Source organism: Enterococcus sp. DIV1368b (genome assembly GCF_050529595.1).
GTDB classification, from domain to species: domain Bacteria; phylum Bacillota; class Bacilli; order Lactobacillales; family Enterococcaceae; genus Enterococcus_B; species Enterococcus_B mundtii.
This window is the reverse complement of the sequence record NZ_CP172883.1, coordinates 1-17,177: the sequence shown is the minus strand read 5'-3', so window position 1 is coordinate 17,177 and position 17,177 is coordinate 1. Positions and strand designations below refer to the sequence as shown.

Below are 17,177 nucleotides of genomic sequence, written 5' to 3'. Positions count from 1 at the left end.
TATAAAAACAGCTGTACAACGTGAGTAGTCTTACGTTGTACAGCTGTTTTTCTTTTTTATCGACTCACACCCATTGAAAAGATGGCGATACACCCGTAGCCTGTATGACTGGCGATCGTTGGTCCTAAGGGATAGAGTTTGATTTCTTTTGTTTTGATATTTTCTTCTAATAATTTTTTGGCTTTCTCAGCACTTTCTAGGTCTCCTGCATAAGCGATATACACCGTTTGTTCCAATGGAGCTACGATCGTTTTGACCGTTTCCTCCACGATTTTCTGAATGGATTTGTTTCTGCCACGCACTTTATCGACATTCTTCAAATGACCACTTGGTTCAACGGTAATGATCGGTTTCACGCTTAACAGACTACCAATAGCAGCACTTGCTTTAGAGATGCGTCCTCCTCGTTCTAAATGCTTTAAATCATCAACGGTTACCCAAGAATGAACTTTGAGGTAATTATTTTGTAGCCAAGCCAATGTTTCTTCCAAAGAATAACCCGATTCTTTCAAACGAACCGCTTCTAATACAAGTAGTCCTTCCCCGATACTTGCGGCTTTCGTATCAAACACATGAACTTGCGGGTCCTCATAGGTTTCTTTCAATAGTTCGACTGCTTGTAAAGCACTGCTGTAAGAACCACTCATGCCACTCGAAAAAGCAACGTACAAGACTGGGATGCCTTTCTCCACATAGCTACGGAAGAACTCCAAATAGCGACCCACATTGATTTGTGAGGTCGTAGGCATTGCTCCTTCACGTAACTGTTGGATGTACCCTTCATAATCAAATGTTTTTCCCAGATCATCGATTCGTATTTCCTCACCAATCTGGATCTCCATGGATAAAAAATCAACATTTGCATTTGCCAACACTTGATAGGGCAGATCGCAACATGAATCTGTGACTATTTGATACATTCGTTCCAACTCCTTTTTTTCTCCACTTTTCATCGCAGTCTATTATAGCAAACTCCTTTAATTTTAAATAACTTCAGCTCTTATATTCGTTGTACTTGGTACAAGCCAATCAAGCGAACGCTTAAATGAACACGATCAGTCTAAAACAAAAGTCACATTCATTTTTGTGTGTCGCCCTAAAACCGATAAATAATGGCAACAGGAGTAATCTCTTGGAAAATAAAGCGACAACCACAAAAATTAGAAAAACAATTTTCGTGGTTGTCGCCTTATTTCTCGAGGCTAAACACTTCTGTCCCGATTTCATTTATTTCTCGTGATTTCAGTGGTCCACTCATTCTTAAAAGAATGTTCCTGTTAGCGAATCATCACTGAAAGGCCTAGATTTGCGCCCACACGCTTTCTAGGATATTTGTTTGGTTTCGGTCAGGTCCTACTGAAAATGTTGAAATACGCACGCCTACAAGCTCTGAGATACGTCTTACATAGTTACGTGCATTTTCTGGTAATTCAGCTAGTGTGCGACAAGCAGTAATGTCTTCTGACCAACCTGGCAATTCTTCGTAGATTGGTTTGCAACGGTTCAATTCTTTCAAACTCGCTGGATAATGATAGATTCGTTCACCGTCTAATTCGTACGCTGTACAGATTTTCACTGTTTCTAAACCGCTCAAGACATCGATCGAATTCAATGATAGATTCGTGATACCTGACACACGTTTTGAGTGACGCATCACGACTGTATCAAACCAGCCGACACGACGTGGACGTCCAGTCGTTGTACCATATTCGCGACCGACTTCACGAATTTGTTGACCTGTTTCATCAAACAATTCAGTAGGGAATGGGCCATCTCCCACACGTGATGTGTAAGCTTTACATACACCGACCACTTTATTGATTTTAGAAGGTCCGACCCCACTACCGATCGTTACACCACCAGCCACTGGATTCGATGAGGTAACAAATGGATACGTTCCTTGATCGATATCCAACATCACACCTTGTGCGCCTTCAAATAAAACACGTTTTCCTGCATCTAACGCATCATTTAAGATAACTGATGTATCCGTCACGTACTGTTTGATTTGTTGGCCATATTCGTAGTATTCTTCAAAGATTTCTTCAAAGTCGATTGGCTCTGAATCAAACATTTTCACAAATTGACGGTTTTTATCGTCTAAATTCACTCGTAAACGCTCTTCAAAAATTTCTTTATCCAATAAATCGGCTACACGGATACCGACACGAGCGGCTTTGTCCATATAAGCAGGTCCGATCCCTTTGATGGTCGTACCGATTTTATTTTCTCCTTTTGCATCTTCTTGCAATTGGTCTAATTTGATATGATACGGTAAAATCACATGCGCACGATCAGAAATACGTAAATTATCTGTCGTCACATTTTTTTCATGTAAATAAGCCAATTCTTTGACTAAAGATTTCGGATTGACTACCACACCGTTCCCGATCACGCTGATTTTATCTTTGTAAAAAATCCCCGAAGGAATCAAGTGCAGTTTATACGTAACACCATCGAATTTAATTGTGTGTCCCGCATTGTCGCCACCTTGGTACCGTGCGATCACTTCAGCATTTTCACTAAGAAAGTCAGTAATTTTTCCTTTCCCTTCGTCGCCCCATTGTGTACCCACTACTACTACAGATGACATTTGAACACCTCATTTAATATTATTTAATCCTGAATTATTGTAACAATACTTCAAACTTTATTCAACTAAAATCGAATGATATTTAATATATTTTAGAGAAAACGTTTAAAAAGCGAACATTATAATTTGCTACGTTCCATTGGTCACTAACAAGTAGGCGCCTGACCTGACTGAATTTGAAAAAAACATGTCCGGACATTCGTCCTCTCACACCACCTAAAATCGAATAAACGGCGGGAATAGAAGTAACCTCTTCGAGAAATAAAGCGCCAGCCACAAAAATTTGAAGAACAATTTTCGTGGCTGGCACCTTATTTCTCGAGGCTAAACACTTCTGTCCCGACCTCGATGTTTGATTTATTCAGATTTATTCGTTCTAATATTCTTCTCGCGGAGAAAGCGAGGAAAATTTATTGTATTCTTTGATAAAGAGCAATTCGACCGTTCCCCTTGCTCCACTCCGGTTTTTTTCAATGATGACTTCGATCACATTATCATTTTGTGGTTCTGGCGCATCGCCATCTTCGCCACCTTCACGTTCATAGTAATCATCACGATATAAGAATGCTACGATATCTGCATCCTGCTCGATCGAACCAGACTCACGGATATCACTTAAGACAGGTCGTTTATCTTGGCGTTGTTCCACTCCACGAGAAAGCTGGGAAAGAGCAATGACGGGAACTTTTAATTCTTTCGCTAGCTTTTTCAATTGACGTGAGATATCGGATACTTCTTGTTGGCGGTTTTCTTTCCCATTTCCTTCGATCAACTGCAAGTAATCGATGAGTATCAAACCTAGATTCCCTTTTTCTTGTGCAAGTTTCCGACATTTTGCTCGTATCTCAGAGATTTTGATCCCTGGTGTATCATCAATGAAGATATTTGCTTTGGATAAACTACCCATCGCAACGATCAAATTGGACCATTCTTCTTCTGAAAGCTGTCCCGTACGTAAGTGACTCGCTTCAATCGAACCTTCCGCACAAAGCATCCGGTTGACTAATGATTCTGCCCCCATCTCTAGACTGAAGATCGCTACGGAACGATCTGTCTTTGTACCGACATTTTGGGCAATATTCAAGGCAAAGGCGGTTTTCCCTACCGCCGGACGTGCAGCCAAAATAATCAGCTCTTCTGCTTGGAAGCCAGCAGTCATTTTATCTAATCCTTGGTAACCAGTTGGCAAACCTGTGATCTCTTCATTGTTTTGCGCGAGTTGGTCAATATTTTCAATCGTAGAATTCAAGACTTCCGCAATGGATAAGAACCCGCTACGATTACGTTTTTCTGATACTTCAAGAATACTACGTTCCGCATCATCTAAGATGGATTGGACTTCTTCTCCTTGTTCAAAACCTCTAGTCACGATCCCTGTTGCTGTTTGGATCAAATTACGGAGTAATGATTTTTCTTCCACGATTTTTGCGTAGTAGACAATGTTTGCTGCCGTTGGTACAGCTAAAGCTAAATCAGATAAGTAACTGACTCCACCAGCATCTTCCAAGAGATTTCGTTGCTCCAAACGATCTTTGACGGTCACGACATCAATCGCTTCACTACGGTCATTCAATTCGATCATGATTTCAAAAATGATTTGATGTCCCCGACGATAAAAATCTTTCGGTTCTATGTACTCCATGGCATCGATGATCGTTTCAGCGTCTAGAAAAACAGAACCTAGAACCGCTTGCTCAGCTTCAATATTTTGCGGTGGAATTCGATCCTGCCACACTTCACTCATATTCTATCGCTCCTTGCTTTCAATTGCTTCATTTTACAAGAAAATGGCAGAAAAGTCATCCCTAAAATGAACATCTGTTCCAAAAGCTCTTCCTTCGAAAATAGACCGCAAAAGTCAAAAATAATCGAAAGCGATTTTTGTCCTCTGCGGCTGATTTATCGAAGTGATTTCGTCACATGTTCTTTTCGTTTATTCAGAGACAACGTGTACCTTGATCGTTGCAGTTACTTCATGGTGTAGTTTCACAGGTACGTTAGTATAGCCTAGCGTACGAATTGGGTTATTCAACTCGATTTTACGTTTGTCTAATTTTACTTTGTATTGCTTATTCAAGCCTTCAGCGATTTGTTTTGATGGAATCGAGCCAAACAAACGGCTATCTTCTCCTGCTTTGGCTTTTAATTCCACGACTGTTTCTTCTTTTTCAAGAAACTCTTTTAATTTTTTGGCTTCTTCAAGAATTTCTGCTTCTTGCTTTTCTTGGGCTTTTTTCTGTCCTTCTAACTGACTGATACTGCTTTTATTTGCTTCTTTTGCCAGATTGTTTTTGATCAAATAATTTTGCGCATAGCCTGTAGGAACTTCCTTGACATCGCCTTTTTTGCCTTTGCCTTTAACATCTTGTAAGAAAATGACTTTCATCTCATCTACTCCTTTTTATATAATTGATTCATATTTTCTTGGATAGCAGCGAGCAGTTGTTGTTTTGCTTCTTCTACAGTCACATTTTCCAGTTGTGTTGCCGCATTGGTGAAATGTCCGCCACCACCTAGGGATTCCATGATCAATTGGACATTGATCGTTCCTGTGCTGCGGGCACTGATACCAACTAAGCCATCCGTCCGTTTCGTAATGACGAAAGCACCGTTGATATTGACCATTGAGAGCAACGTATCTGCTGTTTTTGCTGCGATAACACTATTATACTCTTTTTCATCCGTCCCTGCTGCCACCACAATATCCTCCGTCACTTGTTCATTGTGGGCGATCAAGTGGCTGATTTCTAAATAAGTGGCTAAATCAGAGCTCAATAAATATTGTACTAAGGATGCGTCTGCACTACAAGTCTTTAAATAGCTTGCAACATCAAACGTACGTGCTGTCGTTCGCACGTTGAAGTTATTTGTATCAACGGTCATGCCAGCTAACAACAATGTCGCCTCTAAACGACTGATCCGATTGGTTCGGCTACTTTGATATTGGATCAATTCTGTGACCAACTCAGAAGCAGAAGACGCAGATGATTCAATATAGGTTAAAAGCGGTTTGCTTGGAAACTCTTCGCCTCGACGATGATGGTCAATGATCACGATCTTATCAAATTGCTCGTAAAGGCTCTGAGAGATCGATAGCGATGGTTTATGGTAATCGACCATTACGAGTAAGTCTTTGGCTTTCTTAAGCTCCATTGCACGCTCTGGCGTAATCAATTGCATCTCCAACTCTGGTTCTTTATGGATTTCTGTTAAACAGCGTTCCACATCTGGAATGATTTCTTTTTCATCGATGACGATATAGGCTTTTTTCTGATTGAAGCGTGCCAGACAACTGACTCCAACGGCTGAACCGATAGCGTCCATATCAGGGAAGCGATGCCCCATAATAAATACATCGCCGGTTTCATCAAAAATTTTGCGTAAAGCAGTACTCATCGCTCGTGAACGAACGCGCGTACGTTTGATGGTCGTTGCTGATTTCCCACCATAGTAAGTAGGTTTCGCTCCTTCACGAACTTCTTTCACCACGACCTGATCCCCACCACGAACCAAAGCGATATCTAAGTTATTTTGAGCTTCGCTACCGATTTCTTCTAGTGTTTGTTGTCCATAGGCAATTCCCATACTAAGGGTCAACGGATGGTTTTGTCTTTCAGCTTCTGCTCGTAAGCGATCTAAAAGATCAAATTTCTTATCCATCATTTTCTTTAAGTCACTCATCTGTCCAAAAAAGAAAAAGCGCTCTGAATTGATTCGTTTAAAAAACACATGATATTCATTCATCCAGTCAGAAATCAGTGTCGTAATGAAGGAGTTCAAATAAGAAACTTCTTTTTCATCCAATTTATCGACCGTATCTGCATAGTTATCGATTGAAAGAATCCCGATGATTGGCTGGCTATTCACTTGATGGATCTTCAGTAATTGGTTCTGGGTCACGTCAATAAAGTAAACGACCCCTTTCACCGTATCCAATTCAAATTGAAACGTTTTGTCAGCTAAATAGACTTGATTTTTCTTTTTTTCTTTTGCTGAAAAAAAAGTTTCTAACAAGTCTGCTTCCAATAAAGAGCTTTGGTCTTTCACATTCAATGCGAAAGGATTCAGCCAATCAATGGTTTGTGTCGCTGGTTGGTAAGAGATGATTCCGACTGGCATGATCTCAGAAACATAATTCAAATTGGATTCCGCAACTGTGGAAGCTTGTTGGATCTTGTCACGATTCCTTAGAGTCAACCACCGTTTCATCTTTAAACCATAACGAATACAAAATAGATTCACAATCAGGATGAACAACGCACTGATCAATCGAAATGGCATCAATAATACAACCAAAACTTCTGCAAGGATCAATAAAAGAATGAGCAGAGGGCTCGGGCTTACTTTTATTTTTTCTTTATCCATGTCTTTCCTCCCGTAACTGATTAGCCTAATTTTACCATAACTCATGTCATGTAAGCGACTAAACACCTAAATGGAACAAAAAGAGGAAGTCACGACAGTAGTCATAACTTCCTCTGTAATGGTTTGAAACGATTGGGTATTCCTACAGAATCATTCCTAAAGCGAATTATTCTTCGCCAACGAATGGTAGTAATCCCATGATACGTGCGCGTTTGATTGCAATCGTAATTTTACGTTGGTTTTTAGCGCCTGTACCTGTTACACGACGTGGCAAAATTTTACCGCGTTCTGAGATAAATCTTTTTAGTAATTCGATATCTTTATAATCGATATATTCAATATGGTTAGCAGCGATGTAGTCTACTTTACGACGTTTACGTCCGCCTCTTCTTTGTTGTGCCATTCTATTTCCCTCCTATCAAATTCGTTTAGAATGGTAAATCATCGTCTGAAATGTCGATCGTTGAGCTTGATCCAAATGGATCAGAAGAATCACGATCAAAATCAGGCATACCGTTGGATGATTGAGATGTTTGATTATAGTTATTGTTTCCGCCGTTTCCGCCAAAATTATTTGTCGATTGACCAGTGTCTTGGTAGCCACCGCTTTGTTGACGGTTTTCAGATGCTGCACGACTTTCCAATAATTGGAAGTTTTCAGCAACTACTTCTGTTACGTACACACGTTGTCCTTGTTGATTATCATAAGAACGCGTTTGAATACGACCAGTTACACCTAAAAGAGTTCCTTTATGTGCATAGTTTGCTAGTGTTTCTGCTGATTTTCGCCAAATCACACAATTAATAAAATCCGCCTCACGGTTGCCGTTTTGGCTCGTGAAGTTACGATTGACAGCTAAAGTGAACGTTGCTACAGCAGTGCCACTTGATGTATATCGTAAATCTGGATCTTTTGTCAGACGTCCAACTAGTACAACGTTATTAATCAAAATGGTCATCTCCTCTCATCGTTTGATTGTTCCATGTGAAACAATAATTAAGCTTCTTCTTTTACGATCATGTGACGAACGATATCGTCATTGATTTTAGCAAGACGATCAAACTCGTTGATTGCATCTGCTGATGATGGAGAAGATACTTTAACGATGTGATAGATACCTTCACGGTAACCGTTCATTTCGTATGCTAAACGGCGTTTTTCCCAATCTTTTGATTCGATAACTTCAGCTCCGTTATCTTTCAAGATTGAATCGAAACGTTCGATTAAAGCAGTTTTTGCTTCTTCATCAATGTTTGGACGAATAATATACATGATTTCATATTTCGTGTTTTCCATTGATTTTTCACCTCCCTATGGACTTTCGGCTCTCAGCTTTCCCAAGAGCAAGGAGAGTTTTCTAATAAATTAGACTACTCACAATCCTCAATTATACACGCAACGCACTAAAAAAGCAAGCTGCTGTTCTTTGTTTTCTAAATTTTTCTTTTGAGACGACCAAAAACTCCCAAAGATAGTTTTACCTATTCTTGGGAGTTTTGATTTTAGGACGTTCACTTTTGTTTTACGCCTATTTTCTATTCTTCTGTAGTATCAGTTTCCACATCAACTGTCTCTGCTTCGACAGTCGTTTCTTCCGCAGGTTCTGGTTCTACTGCTGCCATGGTCACTACTTTCGTTTCTGCTTCCATCTTGATCAAGCGCACGCCTAGCGTTGCCCGACCTGTCTGAGAAACCGTTGAAACGTTGAAGCGGATGATGACGCCTTTGTCTGTGATCAACATGATGTCCTCTTCGCCTGTCACCGTCGTCAATCCAGCTAATGGACCATTTTTCTCAGTGATATTCGCAGTTTTGATCCCTTTACCCCCACGTCCTTTGACAGGGTACTCAGAAACCTTGGTACGTTTTCCATAACCTTTTTCTGTGATGATCAAGACTTCATGATCCTCACTCATCAAGGCTGCTCCAACGACGTAATCGTCTTCTCTCAAACGAACCCCACGAACCCCAGAGGCTGTACGTCCCATATCACGAACGGCATCTTCTGCAAAAGTCACAGAATATCCATCGTGTGTACCAATAATGATGTTTGATTTGCCATCAGTCAATAAGACGTTGACCAATTCATCATTTTCTTTCAAACCAATCGCAATCAACCCATTGCTACGGATATTGGCAAAAGCAGTGACAGTCGTACGTTTGACTGTTCCTTGTCGCGTAGTAAAGAACAAGTAATGTCCTTCCTCTGCTTCACCAGTTACTGCGATGATTGCTTGAATCTTCTCACTTGAATCAATGCCAAGTAAGTTGATGATCGGAATCCCTTTTGCTGTACGTCCGTACTCTGGGATCTCGTATCCTTTCGCACGATACACTTTTCCGTTATTGGTAAAGAACAGCAATGTATCATGTGTGGAGCAAGAAACAAGATTTTTCACGAAATCATCGTTATGAACACCCATTCCTTGGATGCCTCGACCCCCACGACGTTGTGCGCGGAATTCGTTGTTGGCTAAACGTTTGATATAGCCATTATTCGTCAATGTGATCACGATTTCTTCTTCTTCGATTAAATCTTCGTCTTCTAAACTCAAGACTTCACCGACCAGTAATTCTGTACGACGTTTGTCGCCAAATCGTTGACTCAATTCAGCAAGTTCGGTTTGGATGATTTCTGTTACCCGTTCAGGGCGAGCAAGAATATCAGCTAAATCTTCAATGAGTTTCAATAATTCTTGGTATTCATTTTCGATTTTTTCTCTTTCCAAACCAGTCAAACGGCGCAAACGCATATCTAAGATTGCTTGCGATTGACGGTCAGAAAGATCAAAGCGTTCGATCATCGCGTTTTTCGCTTCTTCATCTGATTTGGACCCACGAATGATCGCAATGATTTCATCAATATGATCTAAGGCGATTCGTAGTCCTTCTAAGATATGTGCTCTTGCTTCTGCTTTATCCTTTTCAAAGACCGTACGACGTGTAATAACTTCGCGTTGGTGTTCGATATAATTTTCAAGGATCTGCTTCAAGCTTAGAACTTTCGGTACGCCTTTTTCGATCGCTAACATATTGAAACCAAATGAGTTTTGTAAGGATGTCAATTTGTAGAGATTGTTCAAAATAACAGAGGCACTCGCGTCACGACGCACATCGATCACGATACGCATTCCTTCACGAGAAGATTCATCTCTTAGATCCGTGATACCTTCAATTCGTTTGTCACGGTGCAATTCTGAAATTCGCTCAATCAATTTCGCTTTATTGACCATGTATGGCAATTCAGTGACTAAGATCCGCTCTTTTCCATTTGGCATTTCCGTGATTTCTACTTTTGCTCGAACAGTGATTGAACCTTTTCCTGTTTCATACGCTCGACGAATGCCGGATTTCCCCATGACTAATCCGCCTGTAGGAAAATCAGGCCCAGGTAAGACTTCCATCAATTCATTGGTTGTCACATCTGGATTTTCCATCAATAGATCAATCGCTGCTACAACTTCTGTCAGATTATGTGGCGGGATATTCGTCGCCATTCCGACTGCGATCCCTGTCGTACCATTGACTAGCAAGTTAGGAAAACGTGCCGGTAAGACAACTGGTTCTTTTTCCGTATCATCGTAGTTGCTTTGGAAATCCACCGTATTTTTATTGATATCACGTAACATTTCTGTCGCGATTTTACTCATTCTGGCTTCAGTATAACGCATCGCAGCTGCGCCATCTCCATCAACTGACCCAAAGTTTCCATGACCATCTACTAACATGTAGCGATAGCTAAAAGGTTGCGCCATCCGAACCATTGACTCATAGATCGCACTATCACCATGGGGATGGTATTTACCCATAACGTCCCCCACGATTCTGGCTGATTTCTTGTGTGCTTTGTCTGGTGTGACACCTAGCTCATTCATCCCGTATAAAATACGGCGGTGAACTGGTTTTAATCCATCTCTAACATCTGGTAAAGCCCGAGCGACAATGACACTCATGGCGTAATCTATGAAGGAGTCTTTCATTTCGCTGGTTAGATTGACATCATGGATGTTTTCTCTGATTTCTTCACTCATTTTTCTTCCTCCTTCATGATTAAATATCTAGATTTTTAACATAGTGAGCATTTTCTTCAATGAATGCACGACGAGGTTCTACTCGATCACCCATCAACATTTCAAACACTTCATCGGCAGCAATCGCATCATCTACACTGACACGAGCCATCATACGTTTGCTTGGGTCCATCGTCGTTTCCCATAGTTGATGATCATCCATTTCACCAAGCCCTTTGTATCGTTGAACACTTGGTTTTGGTGTTGCTGGTAATGATTCGATGACTTTTCTCAACTCTTCTTCGGCATTTTTTCCTGGTTGGACATACGTGATTTTCTTTCCTTGTTTAACGCCATATAGCGGTGGTTGCGCGATATAAACATAGCCAGCTTCCACGATTGGGCGCATATAACGATAAAAGAGCGTCAATAGCAACGTACGAATGTGGGCACCATCGACATCGGCATCGGTCATGATGACTAATTTATGGTAACGTGCTTTGGACACGTCGAAATCTTCACCAAACCCTGTACCCATCGCTGTAAACAGTGAGCGAATTTCTTCGTTGGCTAAAATTTTATCCATACTTGCTTTTTCAACGTTCAAGATTTTCCCACGGATCGGTAAAATCGCTTGAAATTCACGGCTTCGTCCTTGTTTTGCTGAACCACCAGCTGAATCTCCTTCGACGATGAACAATTCACTTTTTTCAGGATCATTGCTGGAACAATCGGCTAATTTACCAGGTAGATTACTGATTTCCAATGCCCCTTTTCTCCGCGTCACTTCACGCGCGCGTTTAGCCGCTAAGCGGGCTCTAGAGGCAAGTAGTCCTTTTTCGATAATCTGACGGCCCACACTTGGGTTTTCCAATAAGAATTTCATGAAATGCTCACTGAACAAACGATCAGTGACCGTACGTACTTCTGAGTTTCCTAATTTTGTTTTCGTTTGTCCTTCAAACTGAGGATCTGGATGCTTGATCGAAATGACTGCTGTCAAGCCTTCACGCACATCTTCACCTGTCAAATTATCATCATTTTCTTTCATCAATTTTTGCTTGCGTGCATAATCATTGATGACCCGTGTCAAAGCTGTCTTAAATCCTGATTCATGTGTTCCGCCTTCATACGTATGGATATTGTTGGCAAAACTCATGATATTAGAATGATAACCGTCTGTATATTGCATCGAAACTTCGACAGTGATTTCTTGTTGTTCCCCTTCTAAATAAACAGGTTCTGGGAAAATCACTGTTTTGCTCGCATTTAAATATTCGACGTAGCTTTTGATTCCACCGTCATAATGGTATTCTTTCACGACAGGCTTTTCTTCGCGACGATCTTCAATTGAGATTTTCATCCCACGATTCAAGAAAGCCAACTCACGAATACGAGTCGCTAATTTATTAAAGTCGAAAGTTGTCGTTTCTGTAAAAATTTCTGGGTCTGGGATGAAGTGAACGGTCGTTCCACTTAAATCAGTGTCACCGATGACTTTCAAATCATCGACTACCGCCCCACGACGATATTCTTGGTAATAGATCTTACCATCTTTGTACACTTTGACATCTAATAGTGTCGATAGTGCATTCACAACGGACGAACCAACCCCATGAAGACCACCGGATACTTTGTAGCCGCCACCGCCAAATTTACCACCCGCATGCAAGACAGTAAAAACTGTTTCTACAGCTGGACGACCGGTCTTCGCTTGGATATCGACCGGAATCCCACGACCATCATCGATGACAGTGATACTGTTGTCTTCCTCAATGATGACTTGGATCTTTGTCGCAAATCCTGCCAAGACTTCATCGATCGAATTATCGACGATTTCCCATACTAAGTGGTGAAGTCCTTCTGAACTTGTTGAACCAATGTACATCCCCGGACGTTTCCGAACGGCTTCAAGACCTTCAAGCACTTGAATCTGACTGGCATCATATTCTTTTGCGCGCTCGACTAAACTTCTTTCTTCTGTCATGTATGTTTATTCTCCTTTTATTTCTCCCTGCTGAACATAAAAAATCTCAGGTTCAACAGTCATTTTATTTTTAACGTGATCTAGGGAGGTAGTAGTTAAGAATGTCTGTACTTTCCCTTCAATCGTTTCAAGTAAATGGAGTTGACGTTGGTCGTCTAACTCACTCATTACATCATCCAGTAATAGGATCGGATACTCGCCTGTTTCTTCTTTGATCAAATCGATCTCTGCTAATTTGACACTTAATGCCGTTGTTCGCTGTTGACCTTGAGAACCAAAATTTTGCACGTTTTTTTCATTGACAAAAAAAGAAAGGTCATCTCGATGGGGACCTACAGTCGTTGTCCCTCGAAAGAGATCTTTCTTTTTGTTTTGTTCGAGCAACGTTAAAAATTGTGACTGGATCTCTTGAACTGTCATAGTGTCTAAAGAAGAGAGGGCGGTCACATATTCGATTGCCAACTGTTCTCTTTGATGCGTGATTTGTTGATGTAAAGAATTTGCCCAATATTCTAAACGCTTGATAAACTGCGCTCTTGCCTTTAGTACTTTGCTACCAAATTCTGCTAGTTGTTCAGATAAAATATCAAGATAAAGTAAATCCGTTTGTTTTTTCTCATTCAATTGCTTCAAATATTGATTTCTCTGCTTTAGGACTGCTTGATATTGGACAAGATCGTAAAGATAGATTGGATTGATCTGACCTAATTCCATATCTAAAAATTTGCGTCGGATCTGTGGGCTTCCTTTCACTAAAGAAAGATCTTCAGGAGCAAATAAAATGACATTCAATTGTCCAACATAACTACTCAACTTCTTTTGTTCGATATGATTGATCTTTGTTTTTCGTCCTTTTTTAGACAGTTGGATCTCTAACGGAATCTTAGAGGTTCCTCTGGTGATCTCCCCTTGGATCATCGACTGCTCATCGTTCCATCCAATCAACTCTTGTTCACTATTTGTACGATGACTTCTTGTCATTGCAAGCACATAAATACTTTCCAAAAGATTCGTTTTTCCTTGGGCATTTTCTCCTAAAAAAATCACGAGGTTTTTGGAAAAATCAATTTGCAATTCTTGATAGTTTCGATAATTTTTGAGGTGCAGCTTATTCAGCCTCATTATCGTTATTCCCTTTTTTTACCATAAAAAAAGTTCCTGCTTCTGGAACTTCGATCATCATACCGGGATAAAGCTTTCGTCCACGACGATTTTCTGGCTCGCCATCAACCAAAACCGTGTTTTCTGCTAAATACCATTTTGCTTGTCCACCACTGCCGATGACTGTGACTTCTTTCAGCATTTGACCCAACGTCATAAACTCAGTTTTTAGAATGACTTGTTGTTTCACTCTTCATCCCTCATTTTCATTATTAAAAGTATACTTTATTATACCCTTTTTTTCGCAAGAAAACAAATTTATCCATATATTTTTCCATATGAGCGGATTTAAATGAAAAAAGGTGATTTGAACAAAAAGAAACAGAAAGCCTTAAAATTGATTTTAGGGCCTTCTGTTTAAAATGGTTTATTTTTCAGTTTATTTTCAATTAGTATTTTAGTTTGTGCGTACTGGAGTGATCAATTGGATGAATTGTACCCCATCTTCCGTTGGTTCTAACGTAAATGGACGAATGGCAGAAATGAATTTTACTTTGATACTCATATCGCCAAATGCACGCAAAGCAGCTTTCATATAGTCCGGATTAAAGGAAATGTCCAGCGGATCACCGGTGCTAGTCGTATAGTTCAAGCTCTCTTCTACTTTTCCGATTTCAGGAGAATTACCGTATAGAACAACAGAATCAGGCTGGATCGACAAACGAACGATATTGTTGCGTCCTTCATGTGAGAGCAAAGAGGCACGCTCGATCGCTGCTAAAAAGCTTGGAACAGAAAATTCAACTTCGGTATTGAAACTTGAAGGAATCAAACGATTCGTATCGGGATAATTCCCTTCTAACAAGCGTGAATAAAAATACATATTTTCAGTTTTGAACAATACTTGGTTTTCCATAATACTGATTTCTACGATTTCTTCTTCATTTGTCAATGAACGTGATAATTCAGTCAAACTTTTTCCAGGAATCACGATATCGAATTGATCAGCTGATTGTTCGATCGGGATCACTCGTTGACTCAAACGATGTGAGTCAGTTGCTACTGCTAATAACGAGTTGTCTTTCAAAATGAAATGAACACCTGTAAGGATTGGGCGACTTTCATGTTGAGAAACAGCAAACACTGTTTCATTGATCAATTTGGTCAATACATGTACAGGCAATTTCATCTGGTTGTGACTCTCTACAACAGGAAGATGAGGGTAATTATCCGCATCTAACCCATTCACTAAGAAATTCGCTTTCCCTGAAGTAATGGCCACTTGTTTGTTTTCTAACACTTCTAGCGTAAAGGTTTCTTCGGGCAATCGACGAATGATTTCACTGAAGAAGCGAGCTTGTAGAACAATGGCTCCTGTTGCTTCAATTTGCATTTGCGCTTTTTCATTTTCAACAGATAGAAACGTCTCAATTGAAATATCTGCATTACTACCTGTTAAAGTCAGTCCTTCTTGATTGAGGGTGATTTTAACCCCTGTCAAAATAGGAATTGTCGTTTTACTTGAAATCGCACGCTGAACAGTTTGCAATTCTTGCATAAATGTTGCGCGGTTTAAGGTTACTTTCATTGTAGATCTCCTTTGCCATATATTTATTTTATTATTAGTAAATAAAGTAATAAAAGTATTAGGTACTGTTGATACTGTGGAAAACTATAAAAATGCCAGAAGAGAAAAGAAAAAACAGCTGTGGAAAATATGTGTATAACTTTTGAATGATTTCTAATTTTATCCACAAGGTGTTTTTCTTTCTATCAAGCATCTTTTTAGTTTAATAGGAAATTTTTGATTTCTGATACTTCATTTTGCATGCTGACACTTGAATCGATCAGCTGCTGGATTTTTTCGTGCGCATGGATGACAGTTGTGTGATCTTTTCCACCAAATTCAGCGCCGATTTTAGGAAGAGAGCTATCGGTTAATTCCCGCGCCAAGTACATAGCGATTTGACGAGGAACAACGATCGATTTGACGCGTTTCTTTCCTTTTAGATCCTTTAATTGAATGTGGTAATACTTTGCAACTTCTTCTTGGATCTGCAAAATCGAGAGTTGCGGGTGACCTTTGCCAGATTTCAATGTCTTTAAAGCATCAGCAGCTAAACTAGTTGATATATCTTCACTGTTCATCGTAGCAAATGCTTGAACACGTACAAGAGCGCCTTCTAGTTCACGAATGTTGGAATCGATTTGTCCCGCAATATAACTTAAGGTATCATCAGGGATTTCTAAGCGTTCTGCTGCGGCTTTTTTTCTCAAAATAGCTGTTCTTGTTTCAAGGTCAGGTGGCGTGATATCTACTGAAAGTCCCCAAGCAAAGCGAGAAACGAGACGTTCCTGCAATTTAGGGATTTCGTTTGGTAAACGATCACTCGTTAGGACGATTTGTTTTCCTTCATTGTAGAGCGCATTGAAGGTATGGAAAAATTCTTCTTGAGTTGCTTCTTTTTCAGCAAAAAATTGAATATCATCGACTAATAGTAAGTCGACATTTCGATATTCTTGGCGAAATTCTTCGGCCGTTTTATTTTGGATCGAATTGATAAAATCATTGGCAAACGTCTCACTGCTTACATATTTGACCTTCGCATTTGGCTGACTTAACAACATTTGATGACCAATCGCGTGCATCAAGTGAGTCTTACCAAGTCCGACACCACCATAGAAGAACAATGGATTATAAATCGAACCAGGATCTTCAGCAACGACCAAGGCAGCGGCATGAGCCATCTGATTACCTTTTCCGATAACAAATGTATCGAAGGTATACTTAGGATTCAACATCGCTTTTTTGATTGGCGTGATTGGGGGAACTTTCATTGTTTTGATTTCTTCTACTTCTTCTTGTTCCGCTTCTTCACCGGTCACAAAACGTGGAATGATCTCTTTTCCCGTTAACATGTAGCCGACCTCAACAATCTTTGTTGCGAGATTTTTTTCCCAATATTCCTTATGGATCTTACTTGGAACAGTCACCACTAATTGGCTTTGTTCTAAGGATTTAGGTTGTGCTGTCTCAATCCAAGTATTGTAACTTGCTGGAGACAGTTCTTTTTGATAAGTCGTTTTTAATTCAGTCCATAAAGCATCGAGGGATACCAT

Annotated in this window: 14 protein-coding genes; all 14 read right to left on the bottom strand. The window is 40.2% G+C overall.

What is annotated here, in order from left to right; all coding sequences use genetic code 11:
- Nucleotides 1–56: 56 nt before the first annotated feature.
- Complete coding sequence (locus tag IGJ19_RS00070; protein ID WP_010734550.1) at nucleotides 57–920, bottom strand: DegV family protein; 864 nt, start codon at nucleotides 918–920, stop codon at nucleotides 57–59.
- A gap of 380 nt (nucleotides 921–1,300) precedes the next feature.
- Nucleotides 1,301–2,593: an adenylosuccinate synthase gene (locus IGJ19_RS00065; RefSeq protein WP_071867650.1), complete on the bottom strand. Its 1,293-nt coding sequence runs from the start codon at nucleotides 2,591–2,593 to the stop codon at nucleotides 1,301–1,303.
- Nucleotides 2,594–2,969: 376 nt separating this feature from the next.
- Nucleotides 2,970–4,337: a replicative DNA helicase gene (gene dnaB, locus IGJ19_RS00060; protein ID WP_010734552.1), complete on the bottom strand. Its 1,368-nt coding sequence runs from the start codon at nucleotides 4,335–4,337 to the stop codon at nucleotides 2,970–2,972.
- 189 nt (nucleotides 4,338–4,526) lie between these two features.
- The gene (gene rplI, locus IGJ19_RS00055) at nucleotides 4,527–4,979 is read right to left on the bottom strand and encodes a 50S ribosomal protein L9 (RefSeq protein ID WP_010734553.1); all 453 of its coding nucleotides are present in this window, start codon (nucleotides 4,977–4,979) and stop codon (nucleotides 4,527–4,529) included.
- Between the two features lie 5 nt (nucleotides 4,980–4,984).
- Nucleotides 4,985–6,958, bottom strand: coding sequence for a DHH family phosphoesterase (locus tag IGJ19_RS00050; protein WP_074801123.1), 1,974 nt, complete (start codon nucleotides 6,956–6,958; stop codon nucleotides 4,985–4,987).
- A gap of 166 nt (nucleotides 6,959–7,124) precedes the next feature.
- Nucleotides 7,125–7,361: a 30S ribosomal protein S18 gene (gene rpsR / locus IGJ19_RS00045; RefSeq protein WP_010734555.1), complete on the bottom strand. Its 237-nt coding sequence runs from the start codon at nucleotides 7,359–7,361 to the stop codon at nucleotides 7,125–7,127.
- Between the two features lie 25 nt (nucleotides 7,362–7,386).
- On the bottom strand, nucleotides 7,387–7,908 hold the full coding sequence (ssb, locus tag IGJ19_RS00040; protein WP_010734556.1) for a single-stranded DNA-binding protein: 522 nt from the start codon (nucleotides 7,906–7,908) through the stop codon (nucleotides 7,387–7,389).
- Nucleotides 7,909–7,955: 47 nt separating this feature from the next.
- A complete protein-coding gene (rpsF, locus tag IGJ19_RS00035; protein ID WP_019723039.1) occupies nucleotides 7,956–8,255 on the bottom strand; it encodes a 30S ribosomal protein S6 in 300 nt (99 codons plus the stop codon).
- 239 nt (nucleotides 8,256–8,494) lie between these two features.
- The gene (gene gyrA / locus IGJ19_RS00030; RefSeq protein ID WP_115357059.1) at nucleotides 8,495–10,990 is read right to left on the bottom strand and encodes a DNA gyrase subunit A; all 2,496 of its coding nucleotides are present in this window, start codon (nucleotides 10,988–10,990) and stop codon (nucleotides 8,495–8,497) included.
- A gap of 19 nt (nucleotides 10,991–11,009) precedes the next feature.
- Nucleotides 11,010–12,956, bottom strand: a complete 1,947-nt coding sequence (gyrB, locus tag IGJ19_RS00025) for a DNA topoisomerase (ATP-hydrolyzing) subunit B (protein WP_071867653.1) — start codon at nucleotides 12,954–12,956, stop codon at nucleotides 11,010–11,012.
- Nucleotides 12,957–12,962: 6 nt separating this feature from the next.
- Nucleotides 12,963–14,078 (bottom strand): DNA replication/repair protein RecF, encoded by a 1,116-nt coding sequence (recF, locus tag IGJ19_RS00020; protein WP_071867654.1) that lies wholly within the window; start codon nucleotides 14,076–14,078, stop codon nucleotides 12,963–12,965.
- Complete coding sequence (gene yaaA, locus IGJ19_RS00015) at nucleotides 14,065–14,307, bottom strand: S4 domain-containing protein YaaA (RefSeq protein WP_019723041.1); 243 nt, start codon at nucleotides 14,305–14,307, stop codon at nucleotides 14,065–14,067. Before yaaA ends, recF begins: the two co-directional genes overlap by 14 nt.
- A gap of 207 nt (nucleotides 14,308–14,514) precedes the next feature.
- On the bottom strand, nucleotides 14,515–15,645 hold the full coding sequence (dnaN, locus tag IGJ19_RS00010; protein WP_019723042.1) for a DNA polymerase III subunit beta: 1,131 nt from the start codon (nucleotides 15,643–15,645) through the stop codon (nucleotides 14,515–14,517).
- Between the two features lie 197 nt (nucleotides 15,646–15,842).
- A complete protein-coding gene (dnaA, locus tag IGJ19_RS00005) occupies nucleotides 15,843–17,177 on the bottom strand; it encodes a chromosomal replication initiator protein DnaA (protein ID WP_023518857.1) in 1,335 nt (444 codons plus the stop codon).

What these genes read in the sequence shown, in the direction of transcription:
- IGJ19_RS00070 (WP_010734550.1), bottom strand. Translation starts at nt 920, where the DNA reads ATGTATCAAATAGTCACAGATTCATGTTGCGATCTGCCCTATCAAGTG.
- IGJ19_RS00065 (WP_071867650.1), bottom strand. Translation starts at nt 2,593, where the DNA reads ATGTCATCTGTAGTAGTAGTGGGTACACAATGGGGCGACGAAGGGAAA.
- dnaB (WP_010734552.1), bottom strand. Translation starts at nt 4,337, where the DNA reads ATGAGTGAAGTGTGGCAGGATCGAATTCCACCGCAAAATATTGAAGCT.
- rplI (WP_010734553.1), bottom strand. Translation starts at nt 4,979, where the DNA reads ATGAAAGTCATTTTCTTACAAGATGTTAAAGGCAAAGGCAAAAAAGGC.
- IGJ19_RS00050 (WP_074801123.1), bottom strand. Translation starts at nt 6,958, where the DNA reads ATGGATAAAGAAAAAATAAAAGTAAGCCCGAGCCCTCTGCTCATTCTT.
- rpsR (WP_010734555.1), bottom strand. Translation starts at nt 7,361, where the DNA reads ATGGCACAACAAAGAAGAGGCGGACGTAAACGTCGTAAAGTAGACTAC.
- rpsF (WP_019723039.1), bottom strand. Translation starts at nt 8,255, where the DNA reads ATGGAAAACACGAAATATGAAATCATGTATATTATTCGTCCAAACATT.
- gyrA (WP_115357059.1), bottom strand. Translation starts at nt 10,990, where the DNA reads ATGAGTGAAGAAATCAGAGAAAACATCCATGATGTCAATCTAACCAGC.
- gyrB (WP_071867653.1), bottom strand. Translation starts at nt 12,956, where the DNA reads ATGACAGAAGAAAGAAGTTTAGTCGAGCGCGCAAAAGAATATGATGCC.
- recF (WP_071867654.1), bottom strand. Translation starts at nt 14,078, where the DNA reads ATGAGGCTGAATAAGCTGCACCTCAAAAATTATCGAAACTATCAAGAA.
- dnaN (WP_019723042.1), bottom strand. Translation starts at nt 15,645, where the DNA reads ATGAAAGTAACCTTAAACCGCGCAACATTTATGCAAGAATTGCAAACT.
- dnaA (WP_023518857.1), bottom strand. Translation starts at nt 17,177, where the DNA reads ATGGTATCCCTCGATGCTTTATGGACTGAATTAAAAACGACTTATCAA.